The organism is Altererythrobacter litoralis (assembly GCF_036324225.1).
In the GTDB taxonomy this organism is placed as follows: Bacteria; Pseudomonadota; Alphaproteobacteria; order Sphingomonadales; family Sphingomonadaceae; genus Erythrobacter; species Erythrobacter litoralis_A.
The window spans coordinates 1-24,360 of sequence record NZ_JAZDQV010000006.1; the positions used below are offsets into that span (position 1 = coordinate 1).

General features: G+C 62.6%; 22 protein-coding genes, 1 tRNA gene and 1 pseudogene. 14 read left to right on the top strand and 10 right to left on the bottom strand.

All coding sequences use genetic code 11. From position 1 onward, the window contains the following. Positions 1-558 precede the first annotated feature (558 nt). Both VRS74_RS07240 and VRS74_RS07245 read left to right on the top strand, forming a co-directional pair. Positions 559-897: a c-type cytochrome gene (locus tag VRS74_RS07240; protein ID WP_354144582.1), complete on the top strand. Its 339-nt coding sequence runs from the start codon at positions 559-561 to the stop codon at positions 895-897. A gap of 228 nt (positions 898-1,125) precedes the next feature. Beyond that, positions 1,126-1,485, top strand: a complete 360-nt coding sequence (locus VRS74_RS07245; protein ID WP_354144583.1) for a thiol-disulfide oxidoreductase DCC family protein — start codon at positions 1,126-1,128, stop codon at positions 1,483-1,485. A 33-nt stretch (positions 1,486-1,518) separates the two neighbouring features. Here the strand turns inward: VRS74_RS07245 and VRS74_RS07250 are convergent. Beyond that, positions 1,519-1,595: transfer RNA gene (locus tag VRS74_RS07250), tRNA-Met, on the bottom strand. 74 nt (positions 1,596-1,669) lie between these two features. After that, the gene (locus VRS74_RS07255) at positions 1,670-2,182 is read right to left on the bottom strand and encodes a 2'-5' RNA ligase family protein (RefSeq protein ID WP_354144584.1); all 513 of its coding nucleotides are present in this window, start codon (positions 2,180-2,182) and stop codon (positions 1,670-1,672) included. Positions 2,183-2,556: 374 nt separating this feature from the next. Here VRS74_RS07255 and VRS74_RS07260 point away from each other — a divergent pair. Together VRS74_RS07260 and VRS74_RS07265 are read left to right on the top strand one after the other, a co-directional pair. Next, positions 2,557-3,807 (top strand): annotated as a pseudogene (locus VRS74_RS07260) (alkyl/aryl-sulfatase); the annotation flags it as partial. Beyond that, a complete protein-coding gene (locus VRS74_RS07265) occupies positions 3,808-4,209 on the top strand; it encodes an alkyl sulfatase C-terminal domain-containing protein (RefSeq protein WP_354144753.1) in 402 nt (133 codons plus the stop codon). 15 nt (positions 4,210-4,224) lie between these two features. On the opposite strand, the gene mltG is transcribed toward VRS74_RS07265, so the two are convergent. The 4 genes from mltG to aspS form a co-directional block, all read right to left on the bottom strand. Beyond that, complete coding sequence (gene mltG, locus VRS74_RS07270; protein ID WP_354144585.1) at positions 4,225-5,190, bottom strand: endolytic transglycosylase MltG; 966 nt, start codon at positions 5,188-5,190, stop codon at positions 4,225-4,227. A 1-nt stretch (position 5,191) separates the two neighbouring features. Then, entirely contained in the window at positions 5,192-6,451 is a 1,260-nt protein-coding gene (gene fabF / locus VRS74_RS07275; protein ID WP_354144586.1) for a beta-ketoacyl-ACP synthase II, read from the bottom strand. 97 nt (positions 6,452-6,548) lie between these two features. After that, positions 6,549-6,785 carry an acyl carrier protein gene (locus VRS74_RS07280; RefSeq protein ID WP_354144587.1) on the bottom strand — a complete coding sequence of 79 codons (237 nt, stop codon included), beginning with the start codon at positions 6,783-6,785 and terminating at the stop codon, positions 6,549-6,551. Positions 6,786-6,887: 102 nt separating this feature from the next. Then, the gene (gene aspS / locus VRS74_RS07285) at positions 6,888-8,684 is read right to left on the bottom strand and encodes an aspartate--tRNA ligase (RefSeq protein WP_354144588.1); all 1,797 of its coding nucleotides are present in this window, start codon (positions 8,682-8,684) and stop codon (positions 6,888-6,890) included. 182 nt (positions 8,685-8,866) lie between these two features. On the opposite strand from aspS, the gene rnd reads away from it, so the two are divergent. Both rnd and VRS74_RS07295 read left to right on the top strand, forming a co-directional pair. Next, positions 8,867-10,069: a ribonuclease D gene (rnd, locus tag VRS74_RS07290; RefSeq protein WP_354144589.1), complete on the top strand. Its 1,203-nt coding sequence runs from the start codon at positions 8,867-8,869 to the stop codon at positions 10,067-10,069. A gap of 10 nt (positions 10,070-10,079) precedes the next feature. Next, positions 10,080-10,976, top strand: a complete 897-nt coding sequence (locus VRS74_RS07295) for a hydrogen peroxide-inducible genes activator (protein ID WP_354144590.1) — start codon at positions 10,080-10,082, stop codon at positions 10,974-10,976. A gap of 411 nt (positions 10,977-11,387) precedes the next feature. Here the strand turns inward: VRS74_RS07295 and pgsA are convergent, their stop codons facing one another. Next, complete coding sequence (pgsA, locus tag VRS74_RS07300; protein WP_354144591.1) at positions 11,388-11,981, bottom strand: CDP-diacylglycerol--glycerol-3-phosphate 3-phosphatidyltransferase; 594 nt, start codon at positions 11,979-11,981, stop codon at positions 11,388-11,390. A 114-nt stretch (positions 11,982-12,095) separates the two neighbouring features. Between pgsA and VRS74_RS07305 the strand changes: the two genes are divergently transcribed. Next, positions 12,096-13,406: an MFS transporter gene (locus VRS74_RS07305; protein ID WP_354144592.1), complete on the top strand. Its 1,311-nt coding sequence runs from the start codon at positions 12,096-12,098 to the stop codon at positions 13,404-13,406. Here the strand turns inward: VRS74_RS07305 and VRS74_RS07310 are convergent. Then, positions 13,403-13,594: a hypothetical protein gene (locus VRS74_RS07310; protein ID WP_354144593.1), complete on the bottom strand. Its 192-nt coding sequence runs from the start codon at positions 13,592-13,594 to the stop codon at positions 13,403-13,405. The genes VRS74_RS07305 and VRS74_RS07310 overlap by 4 nt on opposite strands. Positions 13,595-13,731: 137 nt before the next feature. On the opposite strand from VRS74_RS07310, the gene VRS74_RS07315 reads away from it, so the two are divergent. Beyond that, positions 13,732-15,393 (top strand): thiamine pyrophosphate-binding protein, encoded by a 1,662-nt coding sequence (locus VRS74_RS07315; protein ID WP_354144594.1) that lies wholly within the window; start codon positions 13,732-13,734, stop codon positions 15,391-15,393. On the opposite strand, the gene VRS74_RS07320 is transcribed toward VRS74_RS07315, so the two are convergent. After that, positions 15,394-15,798 carry an EVE domain-containing protein gene (locus VRS74_RS07320; protein ID WP_354144595.1) on the bottom strand — a complete coding sequence of 135 codons (405 nt, stop codon included), beginning with the start codon at positions 15,796-15,798 and terminating at the stop codon, positions 15,394-15,396. It abuts the gene before it with no gap. Between the two features lie 297 nt (positions 15,799-16,095). On the opposite strand from VRS74_RS07320, the gene VRS74_RS07325 reads away from it, so the two are divergent. The 6 genes from VRS74_RS07325 (at position 16,096) to VRS74_RS07350 (ending at position 22,066) form a co-directional block, all read left to right on the top strand. Next, the gene (locus VRS74_RS07325) at positions 16,096-17,631 is read left to right on the top strand and encodes a putative bifunctional diguanylate cyclase/phosphodiesterase (protein ID WP_354144596.1); all 1,536 of its coding nucleotides are present in this window, start codon (positions 16,096-16,098) and stop codon (positions 17,629-17,631) included. Positions 17,632-17,711: 80 nt separating this feature from the next. Next, positions 17,712-18,542, top strand: coding sequence for a diaminopimelate epimerase (gene dapF, locus VRS74_RS07330; RefSeq protein WP_354144597.1), 831 nt, complete (start codon positions 17,712-17,714; stop codon positions 18,540-18,542). Then, complete coding sequence (locus tag VRS74_RS07335; protein WP_354144598.1) at positions 18,539-19,714, top strand: MiaB/RimO family radical SAM methylthiotransferase; 1,176 nt, start codon at positions 18,539-18,541, stop codon at positions 19,712-19,714. The genes dapF and VRS74_RS07335 overlap by 4 nt, the downstream gene beginning before the upstream one ends. Next, positions 19,711-20,649, top strand: a complete 939-nt coding sequence (ftsY, locus tag VRS74_RS07340; protein ID WP_354144599.1) for a signal recognition particle-docking protein FtsY — start codon at positions 19,711-19,713, stop codon at positions 20,647-20,649. The genes VRS74_RS07335 and ftsY overlap by 4 nt, the downstream gene beginning before the upstream one ends. Positions 20,650-20,745: 96 nt before the next feature. After that, positions 20,746-21,390 (top strand): inner membrane-spanning protein YciB, encoded by a 645-nt coding sequence (locus tag VRS74_RS07345; protein ID WP_354144600.1) that lies wholly within the window; start codon positions 20,746-20,748, stop codon positions 21,388-21,390. A gap of 103 nt (positions 21,391-21,493) precedes the next feature. Next, the gene (locus tag VRS74_RS07350; RefSeq protein WP_354144601.1) at positions 21,494-22,066 is read left to right on the top strand and encodes a urate hydroxylase PuuD; all 573 of its coding nucleotides are present in this window, start codon (positions 21,494-21,496) and stop codon (positions 22,064-22,066) included. 356 nt (positions 22,067-22,422) lie between these two features. Here VRS74_RS07350 and VRS74_RS07355 read toward each other — a convergent pair whose 3' ends face one another. After that, entirely contained in the window at positions 22,423-24,348 is a 1,926-nt protein-coding gene (locus tag VRS74_RS07355; RefSeq protein WP_354144602.1) for a potassium transporter Kup, read from the bottom strand. Positions 24,349-24,360: the final 12 nt, after the last annotated feature.

Below are 24,360 nucleotides of genomic sequence, written 5' to 3' on the forward strand. Positions count from 1 at the left end.
TAAAACCCCTTACGAAGCCCTCCGCGAAAAGCTATGAAATGATGTCCGCCGTGTCTCGCCGGTCACCCGATGCTACAGTGACCGCTTTCCACCCAATCGGAGACATTCAAAGCAATAAGCGGATGTGTTGTTAGCGGACATGGGAAATCTCGCGCTCGCACGAGAACAGACCCAGCGATTGAAGCGGATCCGTATACCGGTTTCCAAGCGGAGAATCCTTGCGATTCACCCTGCCCTACTCATGTCGCAGATATGTTGCATGGAGCCACTGGAATTCTCCGGAACGCAACGAAAATTGGCAGAAAACCTTGCAACACCGTGCAACAAACTGCTTCAGGCACTCAAACCAGAAAACAACATAATATCTAATAAAATCGGATATATAGTTGGTAGCGGAGGAGGGACTCGACCCCCCGAAACGTGGAGTGTGATTTACCAAACACGCCATGCTACGGCCCAATAGCTGACGCCTCAGTCGGCAGCTCTTTTCTTGGCTCTCACTTGTGCCACGCAGCTTCGCTGCACTACACCGCAGCAATAGGAAAGAGGGACCATATCATGTTCAAGCGTCTAATCATCCTTGCAACTCCGCTCTTCATTGTGGCTTGCGTGACCGATCGCGATGCGACCACGCTCTCCGAAAGCGCAGCCGAAGGCAGGGCCTTTGCGCAGCAGAACTGCGCCGGTTGTCACGCTATTGATGATGGTGCTTCGCCCAATCCGAACGCCCCCAGCCTTCGTCGAGCGGCCCACCGTTTGCCGGACTGGGCGGTCGAGGCGTCATTTGAGCGTGGAGTCCAAGTCGGCCATACGATGGAAATGCCCGTCTTCGTATTTGAAAATGGCGATGTCGCTAATCTGCTCGCCTATCTCGAGACGCTTAGGGAAAAGGATTGAATGGTAGGCTTCGATTTGTCGGGCAGAGAGGCGCCGAACCAGCTTAGCATACCCCGCGGCTCGTTCTTGATCCGACATTCGAAAAGCTGTTCCCCCCGGAGGGGAGTGCACGCAATAGGTGGAATCGATGCTCGAGTTCGTATGCGCCGTTTTGATGTAGCCGCGGCTCGGCATCGCCCAGGCTTAGGGCGCGTTGAAAGCGCTGCAAATGACACAATATTGAGCGCCATGAAGCACCAATTAACCGTCTGGTATGATGGCGCTTGCCCTCTCTGCTTGCGAGAGATCGCCCTGATGCGGCGCCTGGACCGGCGCGATACAATCGAGTTTGTAGACGTTACACGCTCAGCAGCGGAGAACTGCCCGATCGATCAGGCGCAACTGCTCGAACGCTTTCATGCGAGCGAGGATGGCAAGCTGTTGTCCGGAGCCGAAGCCTTTGCCGCGATGTGGCGTGCGATACCGCTATTGCGCCCACTTGGACTGCTTGCGCGTAATCGAAGGGTGCTACAAGCGCTTGAGCTCCTCTATACCCTGTTCCTGCGGCATAGACCAAAGCTTCAACAATGGGTTGCTCGGCGGAAATAGTGCGTAATTGAGCGGGAAGCTTGATCTGGAAAATGGTAGCGGAGGAGGGACTCGAACCCCCGACACGCGGATTATGATTCCGCTGCTCTAACCACCTGAGCTACTCCGCCCCAAAGGGCATGCCGGGGCAAAAGCCCGCTCGGCAGGCGGCGCATTTAGGGCCGAGCTTCGCCCCGGTCAACCGCTATTGCCCCCGAAAGGCGCAGCGTTTCACAAACTCCCACGGCCCGCCGCGATAGATGTGCAGTTCCAGCGCCGGAAAGGCAAAGCCGCGCGGTTCGATCCTGTCGCGCAGATCGGCCTGCAGCGCCCTCGCCTCTTCCTTGCTCACCTTGTTCTGGATGGTGATGTGCAGCCGCGGCTCATGCAGGTCCTGGTCGGTCAGCGAGCCATGGAAATGGTCGGCTGTCCGCGCCCGCACTTCGAGCAATTGCGGGCTTTGCAGCGCGATGGCGGTTCCCTTGCCCAAATCCATCAGGCCCGCGATCCGGCCTTCGGGCGGCGGAAAATCCTTCGCAACGCGCGGCAGGAAGTCGCGCAATTCCTCGAACAGCGTCGGCGCGAAGGCATGGAACAGAGTGACATGCGCGTGCAAATGATTGCGCTCGGGCGGGAAATATGCGCGCCGCAGCGCATCGGCCCAAGCGAATATGTCGTCGGGCAATGCGGCTGTGACGATAAAGGGCGAACTTCCCATTGCCCGCGACTCCTGCCTGCTCACTTGTCGTTGCCCCACTTATCGAGCAGTCTGCCTGCGAGACAAGGGAGAGGGACATGAGAATCGCCATGCTTTGCGGCCTGTTGGCCGGTGTGTCACTTGCAGCAACGGCAAACGCGCAGGAAGGGGCCAAGCCCGCCTCCCCCGCGACGATCGAGGCCCTGCGCGCCGCTGCCGCCGAATTGCCGCCCGATGGTTCGCGCGACGCCGATTTCGCATCGCGCGGCTTCCTGACCACACGCGCCGATCCGCTGATCCGCAATGCGAAGGGCGATCCCGTGTGGGACCTCGATGCCTATGCCTTTGTCGACGGCGACGCCCCGCCCACGGTCCACCCCAGCCTTTGGCGCCACATGCGCTACCTAAGGCAACACGGCCTGTTCAAAGTGGCCGAGGGTGTCTGGCAGGTGCGCGGGTTCGACCTTTCGAACATGACCGTGGTGCGCGGCAAGACGGGCTGGATCCTGATCGACCCGCTCACGACGCAGGAAGTCGCCGCGGCGGCGCTGGAACTGGTCAATCAGACGCTGGGCGAGCGGCCGGTGAGCGCGGTGATCTACAGCCACAGCCATGCCGACCATTTCGGGGGTGTGCGCGGCGTCGCCAGTGCAGCGGATGTGGCCGCCGGGAAAATCGCGATCATCGCGCCCGAACATTTCATGGAAGAGGCCGCGTCCGAAAACGTGATGGCGGGCGGCGCGATGCAGCGGCGCGCCAATTTCCAGTTTGGCATGGGCCTGATGCCGGGGAACAGCGGCCAGATGGGCAGCGGCATCGGCTCTGCGGTCTCGCGCGGCACGATAACCTTGCTTGCGCCGAGCGACACGATCACCCGCACCGGCGAGAAGCGCACGGTGGACGGAGTCGACCTCGAATTCCAGATCGTATCGGGCAGCGAAGCCCCGTCTGAGCTCAACGTCTATGTCGCGCCCGCACGCACCTTCCTCACCGCCGAAATCGCGACCTGCACCCTGCACAACATCCTGACTCCGCGCGGGGCGAAGGTGCGCGATGCGCGCGCCTGGGCGCAATTCCTTGATGAAGCGGTGCAGCGCTTCGCTCCCAAGAGCGATGTCGTCATTTCCAGCCATTGCTGGCCCCATTTCGGCAACAAGGAAGGGACAAGCTGGCTCAGCGCGCAGCGTGACAACTACCGCTTCCTGCACGACCAGACGGTGCGCCTGATGAACCAGGGCGCCACCATGGCGGAAATCGCCGAGGCCGTCGCCCAGCCACCGCAGCTGGCGCAAGAATGGTCGACGCATGGATATTACGGCACCTACAGCCACAATTTGAAGGCGATCTACCAATACTACCTCGGCTGGTAAGACGCCGTACCAGCCAACCTCCATGCGCATCCGCCGGTTGCGCGGGCGCAGCGCATGATCGACGCGATGGGCGGCGCGGACCGGGTGATCGCGCTGGCGCGCAATGCCATGGCGAGCGGCGACTATCGCTGGTCATCCGACCTGCTGCAACAACTCGTCTTCGCCGCGCCCGACAATGCCGAGGCCGCATCGCTGCTGGCCGACAGCTATGAGCAGCAGGGCTACCAGTCCGAAAGCGCAATCTGGCGCAACCAGTTCCTGGTCGCCGCCAATGAGTTGCGCAACGGCAGGCCCTACGCTCCTTCAGCGCAGAGCCCAGACCTGATCGCAGCCGTGCCCACCAGCCTGCTGCTCGATTCGGCCGCAACGCGGTTCGATCCCGCCAAGTTCACCCGCGATCATGCCACGCTGCAGGTCAACCTAGTCGATCGCGGCGAGACCGCAGTGATCGAAGCCAATGGCAATGTGATGATCGGGCGCGTCGACGATGCGGCTTCTGCGCCCGATGTCACCATATCCGGCCCGCGCCAGTTCATGCTGGGGCTGCTGTTCCTGAAACTGCCGCTCGCGCAGTTGCAGGCTGCGGGGCTCAAAGTGGAAGGCGATGCAGCCGCGCTGCAAGCGATGCTCGATGCGCTCGATCCCCTTCCGGGGAGCTTCGATATCGTGAAGCCCTAGGCCGGCGAGGCTACGCTAGATCTCGCCGCGCGCGCGGCGGATCTGGCGCCATTTCGCAACATTGGCTTCATGCTCGGCATAGGTATCGGCGAAGGCGTGGCCTCCGCTGCCGTCGGCGACCATGTAGATCGCGCTGGTGCGCTCTGGATCGAGCACCGCCGCAATGCTTTCGCGCCCCGGATTGGTGATCGGCCCTTTGGGCAGGCCCGCCATCGAATAGGTGTTGTAATCATTGATCGCGTCGATCTCCGACCGGCGGATGCGCCGCCCGAGCGGCTTGCCCTTGGTGATCGGGTAAATGATCGTCGGGTCGGCCTGCAGCCGCATCCCGATCTTCAGCCGGTTCGAATAGAGCCCCGCCACCATGCGCCGTTCGGAGGGAACGCCGGTTTCTTTCTCGACCACCGAGGCAAGGATCAACGCTTCGCGCGGAGTGCTAACGGCTATGTCAGGCCGGCGCTTCTCCCATGCCTCGGCGAGATAGGCCGCCATCGCTGCCTGCATCCGGTCGAGCACCGCCTGCCGGCTTTCGCCGCGCTCGAAATCATAGGTGTCAGGCAGCACCGAACCCTCGGCTGGAACCGCAACTTCGCCGGTCAGCAAATCTTCGGCCATCAGCCGTTCGTGCACGAGAATCGAAGGCATGCCTTCGGGGATCGTGACGAAGCGGCGGATCACGTCGCCTTGCTGGAATGCGCGCAGCATGTCGGTCTGGCTCATGCCCGGCTCAAGCTGGAACTCGCCCGCCTGGATCGGAGTACTCCCGCCCAGCAGCCTCGCGCGCAGCACGAAACCGTCGGCCGAGCTGATCAGCCCTTCGTCCTCCAGCTTCTCCGCGATCGCGGTGAGCGAAGAACCCGAGGGGATAACAAAAGAGGTTTCCTCTTCGACGCTGGCAGAGCCGAAGAGGAGCGAAACCGCCAGTGCCCCGGCGATCAGCAGAGCTGCAATGGCCGCAACGAGGCAGCCGAGCCGTTTCACGTCAGTCGACCTGCTTCATCACCAGCGAAGCATTGGTGCCGCCAAAGCCGAAGCTGTTGTTGAGCACGGCGCGCACCTTGCGCTTCTTCGCCACCAGCGGGACCAGGTCGACACCTTCGGTGCCTTCGTCCGGATTCTGCAAATTGAGCGTCGGCGGGACGATCTGGTCGCGCATCGCAAGGATGCAGAAGATCGCCTCGACCGCACCGGCGCCTCCCAGAAGGTGGCCGATGGCTGACTTGGTCGAGCTCATCGACGCGCCCGAAAGATCGTCACCCAGCACGCGCTTTACCGCGGCGAGTTCGATCGTATCGGCCATGGTGGAAGTGCCATGCGCGTTCACATAGTCAATGTCGCCGCGGCCAAGCCCGGCTTTGCGCAGCGCCATTTCCATGGCTAGCTGCGCGCCCTTGCCTTCGGGGTGTGGCGCGGTGACGTGATAGGCGTCGCCCGACAGGCCATAGCCGACCACTTCGGCATAGATCTTCGCGCCGCGCGCCTTGGCATGCTCATATTCCTCGAGCACGACAACGCCTGCGCCTTCGCCCATCACGAAGCCGTCACGATCCTTGTCATAGGGGCGACTGGCTTCGGTCGGGCGATCATTCATGCTCATATTGAGCGCCTTCGCCTGAGCGAAGCCCGCCACGCCGAGCGGATTGATGGTCGATTCGGAACCGCCCGCCAGCATCACGTCGGCATCGCCGTCCTTGATCATGCGCGCAGCGTCACCGATCGAGTGTGCGCCGGTCGAACAGGCGGTCACCACCGCATGGTTCGGACCCATCAGCCCGTATTTGATCGAGACCTGGCCGCTGATCAGATTGATCAGGCGCCCGTGGACGAAGTGCGGCGACACGCGGCCCGGGCCGCGCTCGTGCAGATTGACCGATTCGAGTTCGATCCCCGGCAGGCCGCCGATGCCCGAACCGATCGAGCAGCCGGTGCGCAGCTTGAGATCGTCGTCCATATCGACGAGGCCGGCGTCTTCAAGCGCCTGGCCAGCGGCATCGACGCCGTACACGATGAAGGGATCGACCTGGCGCTGGACCTTGTGGTCGACGCGCTTGTTGGGGTCGAAGCCGTATTCGTGATCCGCCGGCTTCACTTCGCAGGCGATCTGGCACTTCTGGTCCGACGCGTCAAAGCGCGTGATCGGCCCCGCGCCGCTCTTGCCCGCGATCAGGTTCTGCCAGGTCGTTTCCACATCGCCGCCCAGCGGGGTGACGAGGCCAAGACCGGTTACGACAACACGACGCATTCGTTACTCTCCGAAAAATGACACAGGCCCGGCCCGCTGACGGGTCGGGCCTGTCCGTTACCGCCGCACAGGGCGACGGTCCCTAGCCACAAGGGTGTTAGCCCTTGTTCTCTTCGATATACTTGGTGGCGTCACCGACGGTGGTGATCTTCTCAGCCGCATCGTCGGGGATTTCCACGCCGAATTCTTCTTCGAACGCCATCACCAGTTCGACGATGTCGAGGCTGTCTGCGCCCAGATCGTCGATGAAGCTGGCTTCCTGGGTGACCTTGTCGGCCTCTACACCAAGGTGCTCGACAACAATCTTCTGCACGCGGTCGGCAGTATCGCTCATAATGATCCCTCTGTTCCTGGGGTTTTGAATATCGGCCTGCTAATGAACGGATTGGCACAGCGCAAGAGGCATAGGTGACCCGGCCTCCTGCGATACGCGTCGTCAATTCGTGCTTCCGGGCGCCTTCTCCGGTTCAACTACGCGCAAATGCAGTTCGCGCAGCTGCCTGGGTTCGGGACTGCTCGGCGCGCCCATCAGCAGGTCCTCGGCCTTCTGGTTCATCGGGAAGAGCGTGATTTCGCGCAGGTTCTGCGCGCCGCACAGCAGCATCACGATTCGATCGACACCGGCAGCCATCCCGCCATGCGGCGGCGCGCCGTACTGGAACGCGCGGTACATGCCGCCGAATCGCTCTTCCACATCGGCCTTCGACAGGCCGACGATCTCGAAGGCCTTCACCATCGTTTCGGGCTTGTGGTTACGGATTGAGCCCGATGCGATTTCATAGCCGTTGCAGACGAGGTCGTACTGATAGGCGTTAATCGTCAGCGGATCCTGCGTTTCCAGCGCTTCCAGCCCGCCCTGCGGCATTGAGAAGGGGTTGTGGCTGAAATCGACCTTCTTCTCGGTCTCGTCATATTCGTAGAACGGGAAATCGACGATCCAGGCCAGTTCGAAGCGATCCTTGTGGATCAGTTCGAGCTGTTCGCCCACGCGAATGCGCGCCGCGCCGGCCAGCTTGGCCGCGTCGGCTTCCTTGCCCGCTGCGAAGAAGCAGCCGTCGTTTTCGCCCAAGCCCAGCTCGGCATAGAGCGCTTCCATGCCTTCCTGCCCGTGGTTCTTGGCGATCGGGCCACCGAATTCGCCGCCCTTGCGGGTGACATAGCCAAGGCCGGCAAAGCCTTCCTTGCGCGCCCAGTCGTTCATGTCATCGAAGAACTTGCGGCTCTTCTCATGCGTGCCAGGCGCGGGGATCGCGCGGACGACACCGCCCGAACCGACGATCTTCTCGAACAGGCCGAAGCCCGACTGCTCGAAATGCTTCGACACGTCGGTTATGACCAGCGGGTTGCGCAGGTCCGGCTTGTCGCTGCCGTATTTCAGCATCGCTTCGGCATAGGGAATGCGCGGGAAGCTGCCCGAAGGTGTGACATGCCGCCCTTCGGCGAAAGCTTCGAACGTACCGGCAATCACCGGCTCCATCGTGTCCCACACCTCTTCCTGCGTGACGAAGCTCATCTCCAGGTCGAGCTGGTAGAACTCGCCCGGCAAGCGGTCGGCGCGCGGGTCTTCGTCGCGGAAGCACGGCGCGATTTGGAAATAGCGGTCGAAGCCCGCCACCATCAGCAGCTGCTTGTACTGCTGTGGGGCCTGCGGCAGCGCATAGAACTTGCCTGCGTGGATGCGGCTCGGCACCAGGAAGTCGCGTGCGCCCTCGGGCGAAGACGCGGTGAGGATCGGGGTCGAGAATTCGTTGAAGCCCGCCGCCTTCATCCGCTCGCGCATGTCGGCCACGACCGCGACGCGCGTCATGATATTCTTGTGCAGCGTCTCGCGCCGCAGGTCGAGGAAGCGGTATTTGAGGCGGATATCCTCAGGGTATTCCTGCTCACCCGCCACCGGCAGCGGCAGCTCCTCGGCCGCGCTTTGCACGATCACGCCTCGCGCAAACACTTCGATCGCGCCGGTCGAAAGATTGGCATTCACCGTCTCGGCACTGCGCGCCTTTACCATGCCATCGATCGTCACAACCGATTCGACTCGCGTAGCTTCGAGCACCGCCAGAGCGGGCGAATCCTCGTCCGCCACGATCTGGGTGATGCCATAATGATCGCGCAGGTCGACAAACAGCACCCCGCCGTGGTCGCGCTTTCGGTGAATCCAGCCCGAAAGGCGCACGGTTTCGCCGACCTGGGCTTCACCAAGCTGTGCGCAATTGTGGGTACGATAGGCGTGCATCTAAAATCTTTCCATTTTCGGGTGTATGGCGCTAAGGGCGCGCCCGACAAAAGGCGCGCGAACCCGTGTGCGGTATCAAGCGCGCGCTAACAGGGGAAGAGGGTGCTTTTGTCAAGGCTCCCGAACCAATCTGGGCCTCACGGCCCGAGGGCGGCACTCCGCCCGACACGAAGAAAAGACGAATGAAAATACATGATCTGATTACCACGACCGAGGCGCTGGAACAGCTGTGCACCCGCCTTGCCACTTCAGAGTTCGTCGTGGTCGACACCGAATTCATGCGCGAGAACACCTATTGGCCCGAACTGTGCCTGGTGCAGATCGCCAATGAGCAAGAGGCCGCGGCGATCGATCCGCTGGCCGACGGGATCGACCTTGCGCCGCTGCTCGAGCTGCTGACCGCCAATGAAGACGTGCTCAAAGTGTTCCATGCCGGCGGGCAGGATGTCGAAATCATCGTCAACCTGACCGGCAAGACGCCCTATCCCATTTTCGACACGCAGATCGCGATGATGGCGATCAGCCAGTCCGAACAGATCGGCTATGCCAACCTCGTCGAAAGCTGGCTGGGCCTGACCATCGACAAGGGCGCGCGCTTCACCGACTGGAGCCGGCGCCCGCTGACCGACCGGCAGATCGAATATGCCATCGGCGACGTGACGCACCTGTCGAAGATCTTCCCCAAGATCCTCAAGCGGCTGATCAAGACCGGGCGCGGCGCGTGGCTCGACGCGGAAATGGAAAAGCTCGGCGATCCGTCCAACTACCTGACCGATCCGGGCGAAGCCTGGCGGCGGATCCGCCAGCCGGGACGCAACCCGCAAGTCCTCGGTCGGCTGAAGGCGCTCGCCGCGTGGCGCGAAAGCGAAGCGCAGCACAAGAACATCCCGCGCGGCCGCATCATGCGCGATGAGACGCTGGCCGATATCGCCAGCCACCCGCCGCGCCAGCAGGCCGACCTTGCCAAGGTGCGCGGGCTGTCGAGCGCCTGGCGTGACAATGACATCGGCAAGCGGTTGATGAAGGTGCTGGAGAAGGCCGAGCCGCTCGACAAGGACAACATCCCGGAGAAGATGAAGCGCGGTGCCCCGCTGGGCAAGGAAGGCGTGCTCGTGGCCGATCTGCTCAAGCTGCTGCTCAAGATTCGCGCGCGCGAGATCGACGTGGCCGCGCGCCTGCTGACCCGCGCAGAGGAAATGGAAGCGCTCGCCGCCGGCGTGCGCGACCTGCCCGTGTTGCAAGGTTGGCGCTATGAGATCTTCGGCCGCGAAGCACTCGACCTGGTCGAAGGGAAGGTGGCTTTCGCGGTCAAGAATGGCAAGCTGACCATGACGCATATCGACGACGTGCAGGCAATCATGGAACAACCGCAGGCCGCGGAGTAAGCTGCGCCTCGTGAGCACCTACCTCCCCACGATCAAGCAGCTGCAATATCTCGTCGCGCTGCACGAGCACGGGCATTTCGGGCGCGCAGCGGAAAGCTGCTTTGTATCGCAATCGACGCTGTCGGCGGGCATCCGCGAGCTCGAATCGCTTCTGGGCGTGACTTTGGTCGAACGCAGCCGCCGCGTGGTGCGTTTCACCACGCTGGGCGAGCAAGTGGTGGAGAAAGCGCACCGCCTGCTGCGCGAGGCTGAGGAACTGTCCGACCTCGTGCAGGCCTCCGGCAAGCCGCTGGCGGGCACGGTCAAGATGAGCGTGATCCCCACGATCGCGCCCTTCCTGCTTCCGCGCATTTTGCCGCGCCTGCGCCGCGAGCGGCCGGAGCTGAAACTGCTGCTGCGCGAGGAGACCAGCCACGACGCAGTCGAATCGCTGCAGCACGGAAGGGTCGATTGCGTGTTGCTCGCCCTGCCTTTCACCACTGGCGAAGTGGAGATGGAGCACATTGCAGACGACCGGCTGTTTGTCGCTTTCCCCAAGGACGATCCGCGCGATCCGCCCGCCAGCATTCCCCCGGCGATGATCGATGAGGGACGGTTGCTGCTGCTCGAAGACGGGCATTGCCTGAAGGAGCACGCGCTGGCCGCCTGCAACCGCCCCGAACTGCGCGCTTCGGCCACCATGATCGGCACTTCGCTGCACACGCTGGTGCAGATGGTGAACAATGACCTGGGGCTGACGATGCTGCCTGAAATGGCGCTGGACGCAGGCATCCTAAACGGCACTGATGTAGTGGCGCGCCCGCTCAAATCCGCCAATGCCAAGCGCGAGATCGCGCTGATCTGGCGCAAGAACAGCCCGCGTTCCGAGGAATTCAAATTGCTGGCGGAAGAACTGCGAGCGGGCTAGTGGCCCTGCTTGCTCAAGCGCTGCAAGAGCGCGCGTTAGGCGGCTTTGAGCAGTTTCGCGTCGGCGAATTTCTGGATCTTCTTCGAGCGGCACCACCACCGACAGCGCGATGCCCACGAGCGAACAGAAGCCGATCCACAGAGCCATCCACGAGCCGCCCGCCATATACATGGCGTAAAGCACCGGCACCGCCATCACGGCACCACGCACTTCGTTGAAGATCAGGGCTACCCAGCCGATCTTCAGGAATGCGGCAAGCAAGGTGGAAAGTGTTGCGCTCATGGGGCCTGAATACCCCGCAAGACTTTCAAAATGGTTGATGCACGCCAGTATGGCTGCTGCTGCAGGCAACCGAAAAACGGACATAATGCCAACCTATCCGGGCGCACTGGCCCATCCGTGCGTGGCTACTCAATCCATGTGCTTGAGGCCCACGCGGAGGTAATCCCACCCCGTCATCAGCGTCAGGATCGCCGCGGCCCACAGCGTCGTAAGGCCGACGGTGTGGGGCACATTGGCGACGATGCCGCCGATGGTCATGGTCCAGTTGGGAAGTCCGCCGCCCAGGATCAAGCCGCCCAACGCCACAAGCTGGAAGGTCGTTTTCCACTTGGCCAGCGTGGTCACCGGAACCGAGACCTGCAGGCTGCCGAGGAATTCGCGCAGGCCCGAAACCGCGATCTCGCGGACGAGGATGATCAGGCCCGCAATCACATGCATGTCGCCGACATAGGGCCCACGCAGCACGCCCTGCGCGGTAAGGACGAGGATCACCGCCGCCACCATGATCTTGTCCGCAATCGGATCGAGAAAAATGCCGAGCTTCGACACCGCGCCGCTCGAACGGGCGAGATAGCCGTCGAAATAATCGGTGATCCCCATCAGGCAGTAGAGCCCGAAGGCGAGCAGATAACCCAGCTCCCAATCCGGCCACCACAGCAGGAAAGCCAGCAGTGGAATTGCGGCAATCCGCGACAGGGTGAGGAGATTGGGAAGAGTCAGCATCTTGTCGCCTTGTCTAGCGCTTCGGCGCACCGGGCAAAAGATGGCGCGCAGTCTTGTTCACTACGCCGCGCAGCCTTAGGGTTGGTGAACGGGAGCAGCAGCAAGGCAGATTGGATGACCACTTCAACGCAACTGCTGCGCCAGCGGCGCTTCCTTCCGCTCTTCTGCACCCAGTTGCTCAACGCCTTCAACGACAATCTCTACAAGACCGCGATGGTGCTGTTCGTGGTCTACAGCGTCTATAATGACGAAAGTTCCGAAGGGATGTTCAGCGCGGTCGCATCGGCGCTGTTCATTTTCCCCTTCTTCGTGCTGTCGGCGCTGGCCGGGCAATTGGCCGACATGCGCGACAAGGCGCGGATCATCCGGATCGTGAAGATGTGCGAGATCGGCCTGATGCTGATCGGCGCCAGCGGGCTATACCTCGCATGGCGCGGCATTGCGGTCGACACGCTGGCGATTCCGCTGTTGCTGCTGGCGCTGTTCCTCACCGGCGTGCAGTCGACTTTCCTCGGGCCGATCAAATACGCAATCCTGCCGCAGCACCTTGAGCGGAACGAAGTGCTGGCAGGGACCGGCCTCGTCGAAGCGGGGACCTATATCGCGATCCTGGCGGGAACGATCCTGGCCGGGTGGATCCCGGTCGAATGGGCGGCGGGCGGCATCATAATCACATCGGTGGTCGGTTACCTCACCAGCCGTCAGGTGCCCGCGGCGCCGCCGATCGCGAAGGTGGAAAAGCTCGACTGGCACATCATCCGCGCGTCGATCGCATTGGTGCGCAACACCATGAACGACCGCCAGATATATTACGCGATCCTGTCGATCAGCTTCTTCTGGACCATCGGCGCAGTGCTGTTCATCCAGTTCCCCCCGCTTGCAAAGAACACTCTGATGGCGAGCAAGGAAGTGGCTAGCCTGTTCCTCGTGATCTTCTCGGTCGGGGTCGCAATCGGATCGGTTTCGGTCAATGCCTTGCTCAAGGGCACTGTGTCAGCGCGCTATTCGCCCGCTTCCGTGATCGCGATGGGGATCTTCGTGGTGGCCTTCTATGTCGTGTGCCGCTTGTGGCAGGCCGACCAGCCGACCGAGCTGCTCACCGTCAGCGAATTCCTCTCATGGCCGCTCGCCAGCGTGATCATGCTCTGCCTGCTGGGAATAGCAGTGGCGGGCGGCATGTTCGTGGTGCCGCTTTACGCCTTTCTCACCACGCGCTGTTCGCCCGATGCAGCCGCGCGCACGATTGCCGCCAACAACATCATCAATTCGGGTGCGATGGTGGCAGGTTCGCTTGCAGCCATGGCGCTGAGCGCACTGGGCGTGCCAGTGGTCGAGCAATTGCTGTTGAGCGCGGCGATGTGCCTGTTTTCGGCATGGCTCGGGCAGCGGCTTCACCGCGCCGAGCTCGAAGCGGGGCCGCTTTAGGAAAAGAAGACCAGCGCCGCTGCGAAAGTGGCGAAGTAAACCGTGGCAAAGCCGCGCACGTCCTCGCGCGTCAGCTTCCACAGCACTTCGGCCGGAGCCTCATATTCATTGCTGCGGACATGTGCCGGCAACACCGCCCGGAAGGGGTGCCGTGCTCGCTCGTCGGTCAGGACCAGGTTTCTACGCATGCTGCTTCTTAACCCGATGCTAACCATCGTGCGCGGCAGAAATCCGCGCTGTCGCAGCGCGGGACATTAAGCATCACTGTTCATGCTGGGCTGTGGACAGATTGCCTCTCTTCGGCGGCCCAGCTAAGCGCATCAGCATGACTGCACGCCCCACTCCCGATGCCGCGAAACTGCTGGTCGACTGCCTGATCGAACAGGGCGCGGACCGCATCTTCACCGTCCCCGGCGAAAGCTTCCTGCAGGTGCTCGACGCGCTGCATGGCCGCGACGAGATCGAACTGGTCACTTGCCGGCAGGAAGGCGGCGTCGCCTTCATGGCCTGTGCCGACGGCACCATGACCGGGCGCCCCGGCATTGCCTTCGTCACGCGCGGCCCGGGTGCGACCAATGCCAGCATCGGCGTGCATGTGGCGCACCAGGATTCGCAGCCGATGATCCTGTTCGTGGGAGACGTCGACCGCTCGATGCGCGAGCGCGAAGGCTTCCAGGAAATCGACTTCCCCGCCTTCTTCGGGCCGATCTGCAAATGGGCCGCGCGGATCGACAGCGCCGACCGCATCCCAGAATTCGTTGCGCGGGCCTATGCCACCGCGATTTCCGGCCGCCCCGGCCCAGTGGTGTTGGCGCTTCCCGAAGACATGCTCAGCGATGCGACGCAAGCGACGCCCCGCCCCTTCGTCAGCCGCCCGGCGCAGGCTGCTTGCCCTAACGCGATGATGGCGCTCATGGCGATGATCGGCGATGCGGCCAGTCCGATTGCGATCATCGGTGGCGCCGGATGGAACCCGAAGGCGCGCGAGAACTTCCAGCGCTTCGCCGAACGGATCGGACTGCCGGTAGCGACCGCGTTTCGCAGGCAGGACGCCATATCGCCCTCTTCGCCGGTCTATGCCGGCAATCTCGGCTATGGCCCCAACCCCAAGCTGGTCGAACGCGTGAAACAGGCCGACCTCGTGCTCGCGATCGGCGCGCGGCTGGGCGAAGCGACCACCGATGGCTACAGCTTCCCTGCGCTCGACCGCGAGGACCAGTTGCTGGTCCACATCCATCCCGATCCGGAGGAGCTGCACCGCGTCTATCGCACCGATTTCTCCATGTGCTGCGCGATGGACGAATTCGCCGAAGCGGCGGCGCTGTGGGAAGACCGGTCGATCATTTCCTTCGATGCGGGCGCCGAAGCCCATGCCGAATGGGAAGCCTGGGCAACGCCCAAGCCCTCGCAATTCGCGCTCGACCTTGGGCAATGCGTCGCCTTCATGCGCGAGACTTTCCCGGCCGACACGATCATCTGCAACGGCGCGGGCAATTTCTCGGGCTGGTGGCACCGCTATTGGCGGTACGGTGGCTTCCCGACCCAGCTCGCCCCCACCTCGGGCGCGATGGGATATGGCGTGCCAGCCGCGGTGGCCGCGGCACGTCGCTTCCCGGACCGCACCGTAGTGGCGCTGGCCGGCGACGGCGATTTCCTGATGAACGGGCAGGAACTGGCAACCGCGGTCCAGCATGGGTGCGACATGATCGTGCTGGTGATCGACAATGGCGCATACGGCACAATCCGCATGCACCAGGAGCGCGAATTCCCCACCCGAGTTTCGGGCACGGAGCTCGCCAATCCGGACTTCGCGGCGCTGGGCGCGGCCTACGGCGCGTGGAGCGCGCGGGTGGAAACGACGGATCAGTTCAAGCAGGCGCTGTCCGAAGCGCAGGGCCTGCGCGGCCTGCGCCTGATCCATTGCGTGATCGAAGTCGAGCAGCTTGCCGCCAGCGGCGCAACCGTCAGCGGGCTGAGGTCGCGCTGATCAGCGCTTTGCCAGCCCGCCGCCAAGTTCGAGGATCACCTTCCATTCCTCAGGCGTGACCTCGGCCACCGAAAGCCTGCCCAGCCGGATCAGCTCGCACTCTGCCAGGCGCGGATCGGCCTTGATCTGCTGCAGCGTAACAGGCTGCTTGAGCTTTGCCTTGGGCTTGATCTTCACCGCCGCCCATTTGCCTTCGGGATCGGTCGGATCGGTGATGCCTTCGACCGAAATCGTGACCACGCCCACGATCTCCAGCCCTTCGCGCGAGTGATAGAAGAAGGCTTCCTCGCCCACCTTCATGGCAGCGAGGTTGTTTCTCGCGCGGTAATTGCGCACCCCGTCCCACGTGCCTTCCTTTTCGGCGACAAGATCATCCCAGCTGTATTTGAACGGTTCGGACTTCATCAGCCAATAGCGCGGCAATTTTCTGCTCCCTGCAATCCGGTGGAGGGCCTCCCTAACGCCCGCTTGCCGGTTTCGCCAGAGCCCGTGCGTAGGCCGCAATTAACCTGATCTTTAGCACAATCAGGGATAGCGGCGACGTGTGAGCAACTCAGGGGGCAGGCCTCAAACGCCTGAATCGAAGCCGAAGTGGTCTAATCAGAAAACCCGAAATCCCTGGGCAAGGCAGAGCGCGACCTTGTTGCGCTGGGGATCGCGGCTGCCGCGATCCTGCTTTTCGTCGCCACCGGCGGCTCGGTTTTGCAGAGCATCGTACGTTCGACCTTCGGGTCCGGCACCGGCCCCGATCACTTGCTGGTCAACGCCATGCTCCTGAATATTGCGCTGATCATCTTCGGCTGGCGGCGCTATCGCGACCTGACGAAGGAAATCGCGGAACGGCGCAAAGCGGAAGAGACTGCGCGCAAGCTCGCCGAAACCGACCCCCTGACCGAATGCCTGAACCGCCGAAGCATGGAACGCACCACCAATGAGTTGCGCCGGGTCAGCAATGACTATGGCCAGGCCGTCGCATTCGTCATGATCGACCTCGACAATTTCAAGCAGGTCAACGACATGAACGGCCACGGGATCGGCGACCGTGTGCTTACCTCGCTCGCGGAGCAATTGCGCCAATGCCTGCCCGGCGGGACGCCACTGGCGCGGCTCGGCGGCGACGAATTCGCCTTCGCCATATCCTATGACCCGTCGAATCCTGCTCGGGTCGACGACATTGTCAGCAAGCTGTTCGAAAGCGTTTGCGGCGGGATCGACCTCGACGGCACCACCATCCACTGCACCATGTCGATCGGGATTGCTTCGGACCATTCCAGCCAAAGCCGGAACGACGCGATTACCGACGGCGAGAAGCTGATGCATCGCGCCGACATCGCCATGTACCAGGCAAAGAAGAGCGGCAAAAACCGCCATTTCTGGTTCCAATCGACCGTGGAGAACGAGCTGCGCTTCCGCAACGAACTGGAAGCCGGGATACGCCGCGGCGTCCGCAATGGCGAGTTCGTGCCCTATTACGAACAGCAGATCGACCTCGACAGCGGCGAACTGGTCGGCTTCGAAATGCTGGCGCGCTGGAACACGCCCGACATGGGTGTGGTCAATCCGGAGATATTCATCCCGATCGCCGAGGAAATCGGCGTGATCGGCGAATTGTCGGAGCAGCTGATGGTGCAGGCCTTTGACGACGCAAAGGAATGGGACCCGAAGCTGACGCTTTCGGTCAACATCTCGCCCGTCCAGATGCGCGATCGCTGGTTCTCGCAGCGGCTGCTCAAGCTGCTGTTCGAGCACAATTTCCCCGCGCAGCGGCTTGAGATCGAGATCACTGAAACCTGCCTGCACGAGAATATCGGCCTGGTGCGTTCGATGATATCGAGCCTGCGCAACCAGGGCGTGAAGGTGAGCCTGGATGACTTCGGCACTGGCTACGCCAGCCTGTCGCAGCTTCGCACCTTGCCCTTCGACCGGATCAAGATCGACCGCAGCTTCGTTCGTGAGTTGAACTACAGGGATAGCAGCAAGATCGTCGATGCGATCGTGTCGCTCGGCAACGGGCTGGAAATGCCCATCACAGCCGAAGGGATCGAGAACGAGGCGATCCTCGAAACGCTGCGCCGGATGGGGCAGCTCAAGGGCCAGGGCTATCTCTATGGCCATCCCGAGCCTGCCGTCCGGGTGATTGAGCGCCTGCGCGGACAGGGGCGGCTAAGCAAGGCTGGAGAAAACCGCAATGACAGCGGCGCTGTCACTGACGAGCTTGCCGACCAACGGCGCGCATAGGCCGGAGCCCAGGGCCTGACCCCATCAACTCTGCGAAATGCTGGACGCCGAAGCCCGGCGCGCATAGAGCGCGCATCGACATGCGCGTCCCCTTCACCAAGATGCACGGCCTCGGCAATGATTTCATTGTCCTCGACGGGCGGGAAACGGCCCTGCCCGCGATCTCGGGACGTATCGCGGCTGCATTGGCCGATCGCCGCGAGGGTATCGGCTGCGACCAGTTGATCCTGCTCGAACCCGCGCCTGATGTTTCCGCCGATTTCCGCATGCGCATCTTCAATGCCGACGGCGGCGAAGTCGAAGCTTGCGGTAATGCCAGCCGCGCCGTGGCGCTGCTTCATGGAAGGCCAGCCAGGGTGCTTACCGATGGCGGCGTGATCGCGCTCGAACCCGCCATTGGCGGCGCCCGCGTAGACATGGGCGTGCCCCGTTTCGGCTGGGACGAGATCCCCCTCGCCTATGCGATGGATACGCTCTCCATGCCGGTCGGCTGGGAAGAGCTTGAGAACCCCTCGGCAGTGAATGTCGGCAACCCGCATTTGATCTTCTTCGTCAGCGATTGCGACGCAGTGGAACTCGACAGGCTCGGTCCCGAGATCGAGCGAGACCCGCTGTTCCCCCAGCGGGTCAATGTGAACGTCGCGACGATCGAAGCGCCCGGTCGCATCCGCTTGCGCGTGTGGGAACGCGGCGCGGGGCTTACGCGCGCCTGCGGTACCGGTGCCTGCGCCACTGCGGTTGCGGCGGCCCGCCGTGGCCTCACCGGCCGCGATGTGACGGTTACCCTGCCCGGCGGCCCGCTCGATATCTCATGGCGCGATGACGGCCGCATATTGATGACCGGCCCCGCCACCGAGAGCTTTCGCGGCAGCTTCGAGTGGGAGGACTACGCCAAGGGCGAAGCCGAATGAGCGGGCCCGAAGTGATTTCGCTCGGCTGCCGGCTCAACCTTGCCGAAAGCGACCGCATTCGTGGGATGTTGGGCAATTCGGACGAGATCGTTGTAATAAACAGCTGCGCGGTCACTGCCGAGGCCGTCCGCCAGACGCGGCAGGCGATCCGCCGGGCACGGCGCGCGCGCCCCGACGTGCGCTTGCTGGTGACCGGCTGCGCAGCCGAGATCGAGCACGCCCAGCTCGCCGCAATGCCCGAAGTCGACGGGCTGATCGCCAATCACGCCAAACTTGATCCGCGCGCTTGGAACCTTTCGGTTGAGGCCCCGCAGGTGGCCCGCAGCCGCACCCGCGCCTTCATCGCGGTGCAGAATGGCTGCGACCATGCCTGCACCTTCTGCGTAATCCCGCAAGGGCGCGGGCCGAGCCGCTCGCTCACCATTGACCAGGTGCTGCGCGAAGTCGAAGCGCATCTTGCGCAGGGCGCGGCCGAAGTGGTGCTGACCGGCGTCGACGTCACCAGCTGGGGCCATGACCTGCCCGACAAGCCGCCCCTGGGAAGCCTCGTTGCAAGCATCCTGGACCGCTTTCCCGAGCTCACACGACTTCGCATGTCTTCGCTCGATGGCATTGAAGTCGATGAAGAATTGGTCAAACTCTTCGTAAGCGAGCAACGCCTGATGCCGCATCTGCACCTGTCGTTGCAGCACGGCCATGACTTGATCCTCAAGCGCATGAAGCGGCGCCACCTGCGCCACCACGCGATCGAACTGGTCGGGCGCCTGAAGCAGACTCGCCCCGATCTGGCAGTCGGTGCGGATTTGATCGCAGGCTTCCCGACCGAAAGCGAGGAGCACCACCAGGCGAACCTTTCGATCATCCGCGAACTCGATATCGTCCACGGCCATGTCTTCCCCTATTCGCCCCGCCCCGGCACGCCAGCCGCGCGCATGCCCCAACTCGACCCAGCAACGATCCGCCAGCGCGCCATCGAATTGCGCGAAGCGGTGAGCGATGTGCGCCGCGCATGGATTGAAGCGCATGTAGGGTTAGAGCTTTCGGTGCTCGCCGAAGCCGACGGGACCGGCTATGCACCCGATTTTGCGCGTGTGGCGGTGCCCGAAGGCACGCCGGCCGGTCGGATCGTTCGGGTCCGGCCAACGCAGATAAAGGAAGGACTGCTCGTATGAGCGAGGCGGATGCGCCCAAGAAATCCTGGGCCGATCGGCTGTTCGGCGGGTTCCGCAAGACCTCCGAACGGTTGAGCGAGAACCTCACCAGCGTGGTCAGCACGGCCAAGCTGGACGATGCGACGCTCGACAGCGTCGAAGATGCGCTGATCATGTCCGATCTCGGCCCATCGGCTGCCGCGCGCATTCGCGAGCGGCTGAAGGAAAAGCGCTTCGGGCTGGAGATCAGCGAGCGCGAACTCAAGGAAGCCGTCGCCGAAGAAATCGCCGAAATCCTGCGCCCGGTGGCCAAGCCGCTCGAAATCACCGCTTTCCCGCGCCCGCAAGTGATCCTGGTGATCGGCGTCAATGGCAGCGGCAAAACGACCACCATCGCCAAACTCGCGCATCTGTTCCAGGAAGACGATTACGGCGTGATGCTTGCGGCAGGCGACACTTTCCGCGCCGCGGCGATCGGCCAGCTCGCGACCTGGGCCGAGCGGATCAACGTGCCGATCGTGCGCGGCCCCGAAGGCGGCGATCCCGCCAGCATCGTGTTCGATGCAGTGAAAGCGGCGACCGACAAGGGGATCGACGCGCTGATCGTCGACACCGCCGGCAGGCTCCAGAACAAGCGCGAACTGATGGACGAGCTAGCCAAGATCCGCCGCGTGCTCGGCCGCCTCAACCCGGAGGCGCCGCATGACGTGGTGCTGGTGCTCGATGCCACCAATGGCCAGAACGCGCTGAGCCAGATCGACGTGTTCAAGGAAGTGGCGGGCGTCACCGGCCTGATCATGACCAAGCTCGACGGCACGGCGCGCGGCGGCGTGCTGGTGGCGGCAGCCGAGCAATATGGCCTTCCGATCCACGCAATTGGCGTGGGCGAGAAAATCGATGACTTGCGCCCGTTCGACCCGGATCTGGTCGCGCGCGTGATTGCAGGTGTGGCTTGATCACCTGCACAGCATTTCCGTTCGTGGTGAGCCTGTCGAACCACGAATGTCGCGCAAGGTTCGCCCTTCGGCAGGCTCAGGACGAACGGATAGGTAATGACTGAAAAGGAAACCAAGAAAGCCGGCAGCAGCTGGATCAACGTGGCGGTCGATTACGGCCCGCTGCTGGTGTTCCTTGGCGTCTATCGCTGGTTCGCGCCCGAACAGGCCGAACCGATCGGCGAACTCGCCGCAGTGATCAAGGGCACGATGGCCTTCATGGTCGCCGCCGTGGTTGCTCTCGCGGTTTCCAAATGGCGGCTGGGCAAGGTCTCGCCCATGTTGTGGTTCTCGACCGCGCTGATCGTGGGCTTTGGCGCGCTGACGGTGTTCTTCGGCGACCCGGTGTTCGTCCAGCTCAAGCCCACCATCATCTACACCGTGTTCGGCGTAGCCCTGCTGGTCGGCGTGTGGCGCAAGCGCGCGCTGCTGCAGATCCTTCTCGAAGCGGCGTTCGAAGGGCTGTCGCAGGAAGGCTGGCTCAAGCTCTCGCGCAATTGGGGCGTGTTCTTCCTGCTGCTTGCGCTGCTCAACGAGGGGATGCGCGCGAACATGACCTTCGAAGGCTGGCTGTGGGCCAAGCTGTGGGTGTTCCTGCCGCTGACCTTACTGTTCACCTTCAGCCAGATTCCGATGCTGCTGAAGCACGGCCTCACCATCGAAGGCGTCGATGAGGAAACGCGCAATCCTCCACCGGCCTGAATAATCCGGGCTTGCCAACCCCTTCAATTGTGACCAGTGTCCGCGAGGAGCGGACGGGGGCGAACCGCCTTGCGCTCCTCAGGGCCTTCAAAGGGGGATAACGATGGCAAAACTCTTCGGAAATCTTCATCTCGTGCTGGCGATCGGCCTGGTCGCCGCGCTCGCGCTGATGTTCGGCTTTGACGCTTATGCGACGGTCGATTCCAACTCGGTCGCACGCTGGCTGCACCTCTTCTTCGGGGTGCTGTGGATCGGCCTGCTCTATTACCTGAACTTCGTCCAGGTTCCCACAATGCCCGCCATCCCGGCGGAGCAGAAAGGGGCGATCACCGGGCATATCGCACCCAAGGTGCTGTTCTTCTTCCGCTGGGCCGCGCTGCTCACGGTAGTGACCGGCCTGTGGATCTCGATGGTGAGCGGCTACATGGTCGACGCCTTGACCTTCCGCGGCGAAGGCGCGGTCGATTTGATCGGCGCAGGCATGTGGATGGCACTGGTGATGGCCTTCAACGTGTGGTTCATCATCTGGCCCGCGCAGAAGAAGGTACTGGGCATCGTGGAAGCGAGCGCCGAGGAAAAGGCCGCTGCCGCACCGCGCGCATTGATCGCGAGCCGCCTCAACACGCTGCTCTCGATCCCGATGATGTATGCGATGGTGAGCGCGAATTTGGGCTGACCGGCCCGGATCGGCTTACGCCAGGAAAAGAGGCGCTCCGGGCAACCGGGGCGCCTCTTTCTTTGCCAGTTCGTGATGGTCCGAAACCAATCCGGTTTTCCTACATGGCTGCGATCTGGTAAGAGCACAGTGCTCTTTGCCATTGTCGCATCGCACTAACGCTCCATCCCTCGTATCGTCATTGCGAGGAAGCGCAGCCGACGTTGCAATCCACCTTGGCTCGCGTGTGCATGGATTGCTTCGCTACGCTCGCAATGACGAGCCGAGAGTTTTCTTCTTTAGGACTATGTCGCATGTGTCGCATCGGACCGCAAAACGATGCGCAGTAATGAGCGGCTTTGCGCCGCAAGCAGAGGTCAGATCTCGACCTGGCTCCCCAGCTCAACCACACGGTTCGTCGGCAGCTTGAAGAAGTCCATCGCGGTTGCCGAATTGCGCAGCATCCATGCGAAGACCTTCTCGCGCCAGATCGCCATGCCGGGCTTTTCTGAAGGCAGCAGCGTCTGTCGGCTCAGGAAGAAGCTGGTCTGCATCATGTCGAATTCGCCGCCACACTTCTTCATCTGCTTGAGGCCGGCAGGCACGTCGGTCGCTTCCATGAATCCGTAATGCAGGATCGCGCGATAGAAGCCGTCACCCAGATCGTGATATTCGCACCGCTCGCCCGGATCGACATAGGGCACTTCGGCGATGTCGACCGTCAGGATCACCACGCGTTCGTGCAGCACTTTGTTGTGCTTGATATTGTGCAGCAGCGCCGAGGGCACCCCAGCCGTGCTCGAAGCCATGAAGATCGCCGTGCCGGGCACGCGCAGCGCCGAATTCTTCGCGGACTTGGCGAAGATCTCCATCGGCAGCGCCACTTCGCTCATCCGGTCGCGCATCAGCTTGCGCCCGCGCGCCCATGTAGTGAGCAGCGTGAAGGCGATGAGGCCCACCACCAGTGGGAACCAGCCACCATCGGGCACCTTGGTGAGGTTGGCCGCGAAATAGGCGCCGTCGACGATCAGGAACAGCAATACGAGCGGCGCAGCATACCACCACTTCCACTTCCACACGCCGACCAGCAGCACCGCCATCAGCAGCGTGTCGATCGTGACCGCGCCTGTCACCGCGATGCCATAGGCCGAAGCGAGGTTGGACGAGTTTTGGAACGTCAGCACCAGCACGATCACCGCGATCATCAGCGCCCAATTGACGATCGGAATGTAGATCTGCCCGCCTTCGGTCTCGCTGGTGTGGCGGATCGAAAGACGCGGGATATAGCCCATCTGGATCGCCTGGTGGGTGATCGAGAAGGCGCCGGAGATCACCGCCTGGCTGGCGATGAAAGTGGCCGCCGTGGCAAGGAACACCAGCGGCAGGCGCCATTCCTCGGCCGCAAGGAAGAAGAACGGATTGCGAATAGCCTCTTCGGCAATTTCCTCGGGCAAGCCGACGATCATCGCGCCCTGCCCAAAATAGTTGAGCAGGAGGCAGGGCATGACGAAGCCGAACCACGACAGCCGCATCGGACCGCGCCCGAAATGGCCCATGTCGGAATAGAGCGCCTCTGCACCGGTTACAGCGAGCACCACCGAGCCGAGCGCGAGGAAGGCGAACCAGCCGTCGAGAATGAAGAAATTGATCGCGTACCAGGGGTTGAGCGCCCACAGGATTTCCGGCGTCTGCACGATCTGCCAGATGCCCATCCCCGCGATGACGGTGAAATAGACGATCATCACCGGAGCGAACAGCGCCCCGACCTTGGCCGTTCCTCGCTTCTGCAGGATGAACAGGAACACCAGCAGGCCCAGCGCGATCGGAATGACGAAGGGGTCCATCCGGTGGTCGACGACCGTGAGGCCCTCGACCGCGGACAGCACGGAGATCGCGGGCGTGATCATGCTGTCGCCATAGAACAGCGATGTCGCAAACACGCCGAGCAGCACCGCCACCCAACTGTATTTCGTCTTGCCGATGCTGCGCGAGATCAGCGCCACCAAGGCAAGGCTGCCGCCCTGCCCCTTGTTGTCGGCCCACATCAGGATCGTGACATACTGGATCGCGACGACCAGCGTCATCGACCAGAAGATCAGGCTGACGACGCCCAACACATGCAAATCGTCGATCGGCAGGTGGTGCGCGCCGCGAAAGGTTTCACGGAACGCATAGAGCGGGCTGGTGCCGATATCGCCGAAAACGATGCCAATCGCCCCAACCGCCAAGGCAGCCTTCGACGCGCTATGCCCCTTGCCAGGGACGCCGTGAGGCTGGTGCACTGGGGTTGATGCTTCGCTCATAGTCAAAGGATT

Bases quoted from the DNA above. Each gene is read 5' to 3' on its own strand.
- VRS74_RS07240 (WP_354144582.1), top strand. From the start codon at position 559: ATGTTCAAGCGTCTAATCATCCTTGCAACTCCGCTCTTCATTGTGGCT.
- VRS74_RS07245 (WP_354144583.1), top strand. From the start codon at position 1,126: ATGAAGCACCAATTAACCGTCTGGTATGATGGCGCTTGCCCTCTCTGC.
- VRS74_RS07255 (WP_354144584.1), bottom strand. From the start codon at position 2,182: ATGGGAAGTTCGCCCTTTATCGTCACAGCCGCATTGCCCGACGACATA.
- fabF (WP_354144586.1), bottom strand. From the start codon at position 6,451: ATGCGTCGTGTTGTCGTAACCGGTCTTGGCCTCGTCACCCCGCTGGGC.
- VRS74_RS07280 (WP_354144587.1), bottom strand. From the start codon at position 6,785: ATGAGCGATACTGCCGACCGCGTGCAGAAGATTGTTGTCGAGCACCTT.
- aspS (WP_354144588.1), bottom strand. From the start codon at position 8,684: ATGCACGCCTATCGTACCCACAATTGCGCACAGCTTGGTGAAGCCCAG.
- rnd (WP_354144589.1), top strand. From the start codon at position 8,867: ATGAAAATACATGATCTGATTACCACGACCGAGGCGCTGGAACAGCTG.
- pgsA (WP_354144591.1), bottom strand. From the start codon at position 11,981: ATGCTGACTCTTCCCAATCTCCTCACCCTGTCGCGGATTGCCGCAATT.
- VRS74_RS07305 (WP_354144592.1), top strand. From the start codon at position 12,096: ATGACCACTTCAACGCAACTGCTGCGCCAGCGGCGCTTCCTTCCGCTC.
- VRS74_RS07310 (WP_354144593.1), bottom strand. From the start codon at position 13,594: ATGCGTAGAAACCTGGTCCTGACCGACGAGCGAGCACGGCACCCCTTC.
- VRS74_RS07315 (WP_354144594.1), top strand. From the start codon at position 13,732: ATGACTGCACGCCCCACTCCCGATGCCGCGAAACTGCTGGTCGACTGC.
- VRS74_RS07320 (WP_354144595.1), bottom strand. From the start codon at position 15,798: ATGAAGTCCGAACCGTTCAAATACAGCTGGGATGATCTTGTCGCCGAA.
- dapF (WP_354144597.1), top strand. From the start codon at position 17,712: ATGCGCGTCCCCTTCACCAAGATGCACGGCCTCGGCAATGATTTCATT.
- VRS74_RS07335 (WP_354144598.1), top strand. From the start codon at position 18,539: ATGAGCGGGCCCGAAGTGATTTCGCTCGGCTGCCGGCTCAACCTTGCC.
- ftsY (WP_354144599.1), top strand. From the start codon at position 19,711: ATGAGCGAGGCGGATGCGCCCAAGAAATCCTGGGCCGATCGGCTGTTC.
- VRS74_RS07345 (WP_354144600.1), top strand. From the start codon at position 20,746: ATGACTGAAAAGGAAACCAAGAAAGCCGGCAGCAGCTGGATCAACGTG.
- VRS74_RS07350 (WP_354144601.1), top strand. From the start codon at position 21,494: ATGGCAAAACTCTTCGGAAATCTTCATCTCGTGCTGGCGATCGGCCTG.
- VRS74_RS07355 (WP_354144602.1), bottom strand. From the start codon at position 24,348: ATGAGCGAAGCATCAACCCCAGTGCACCAGCCTCACGGCGTCCCTGGC.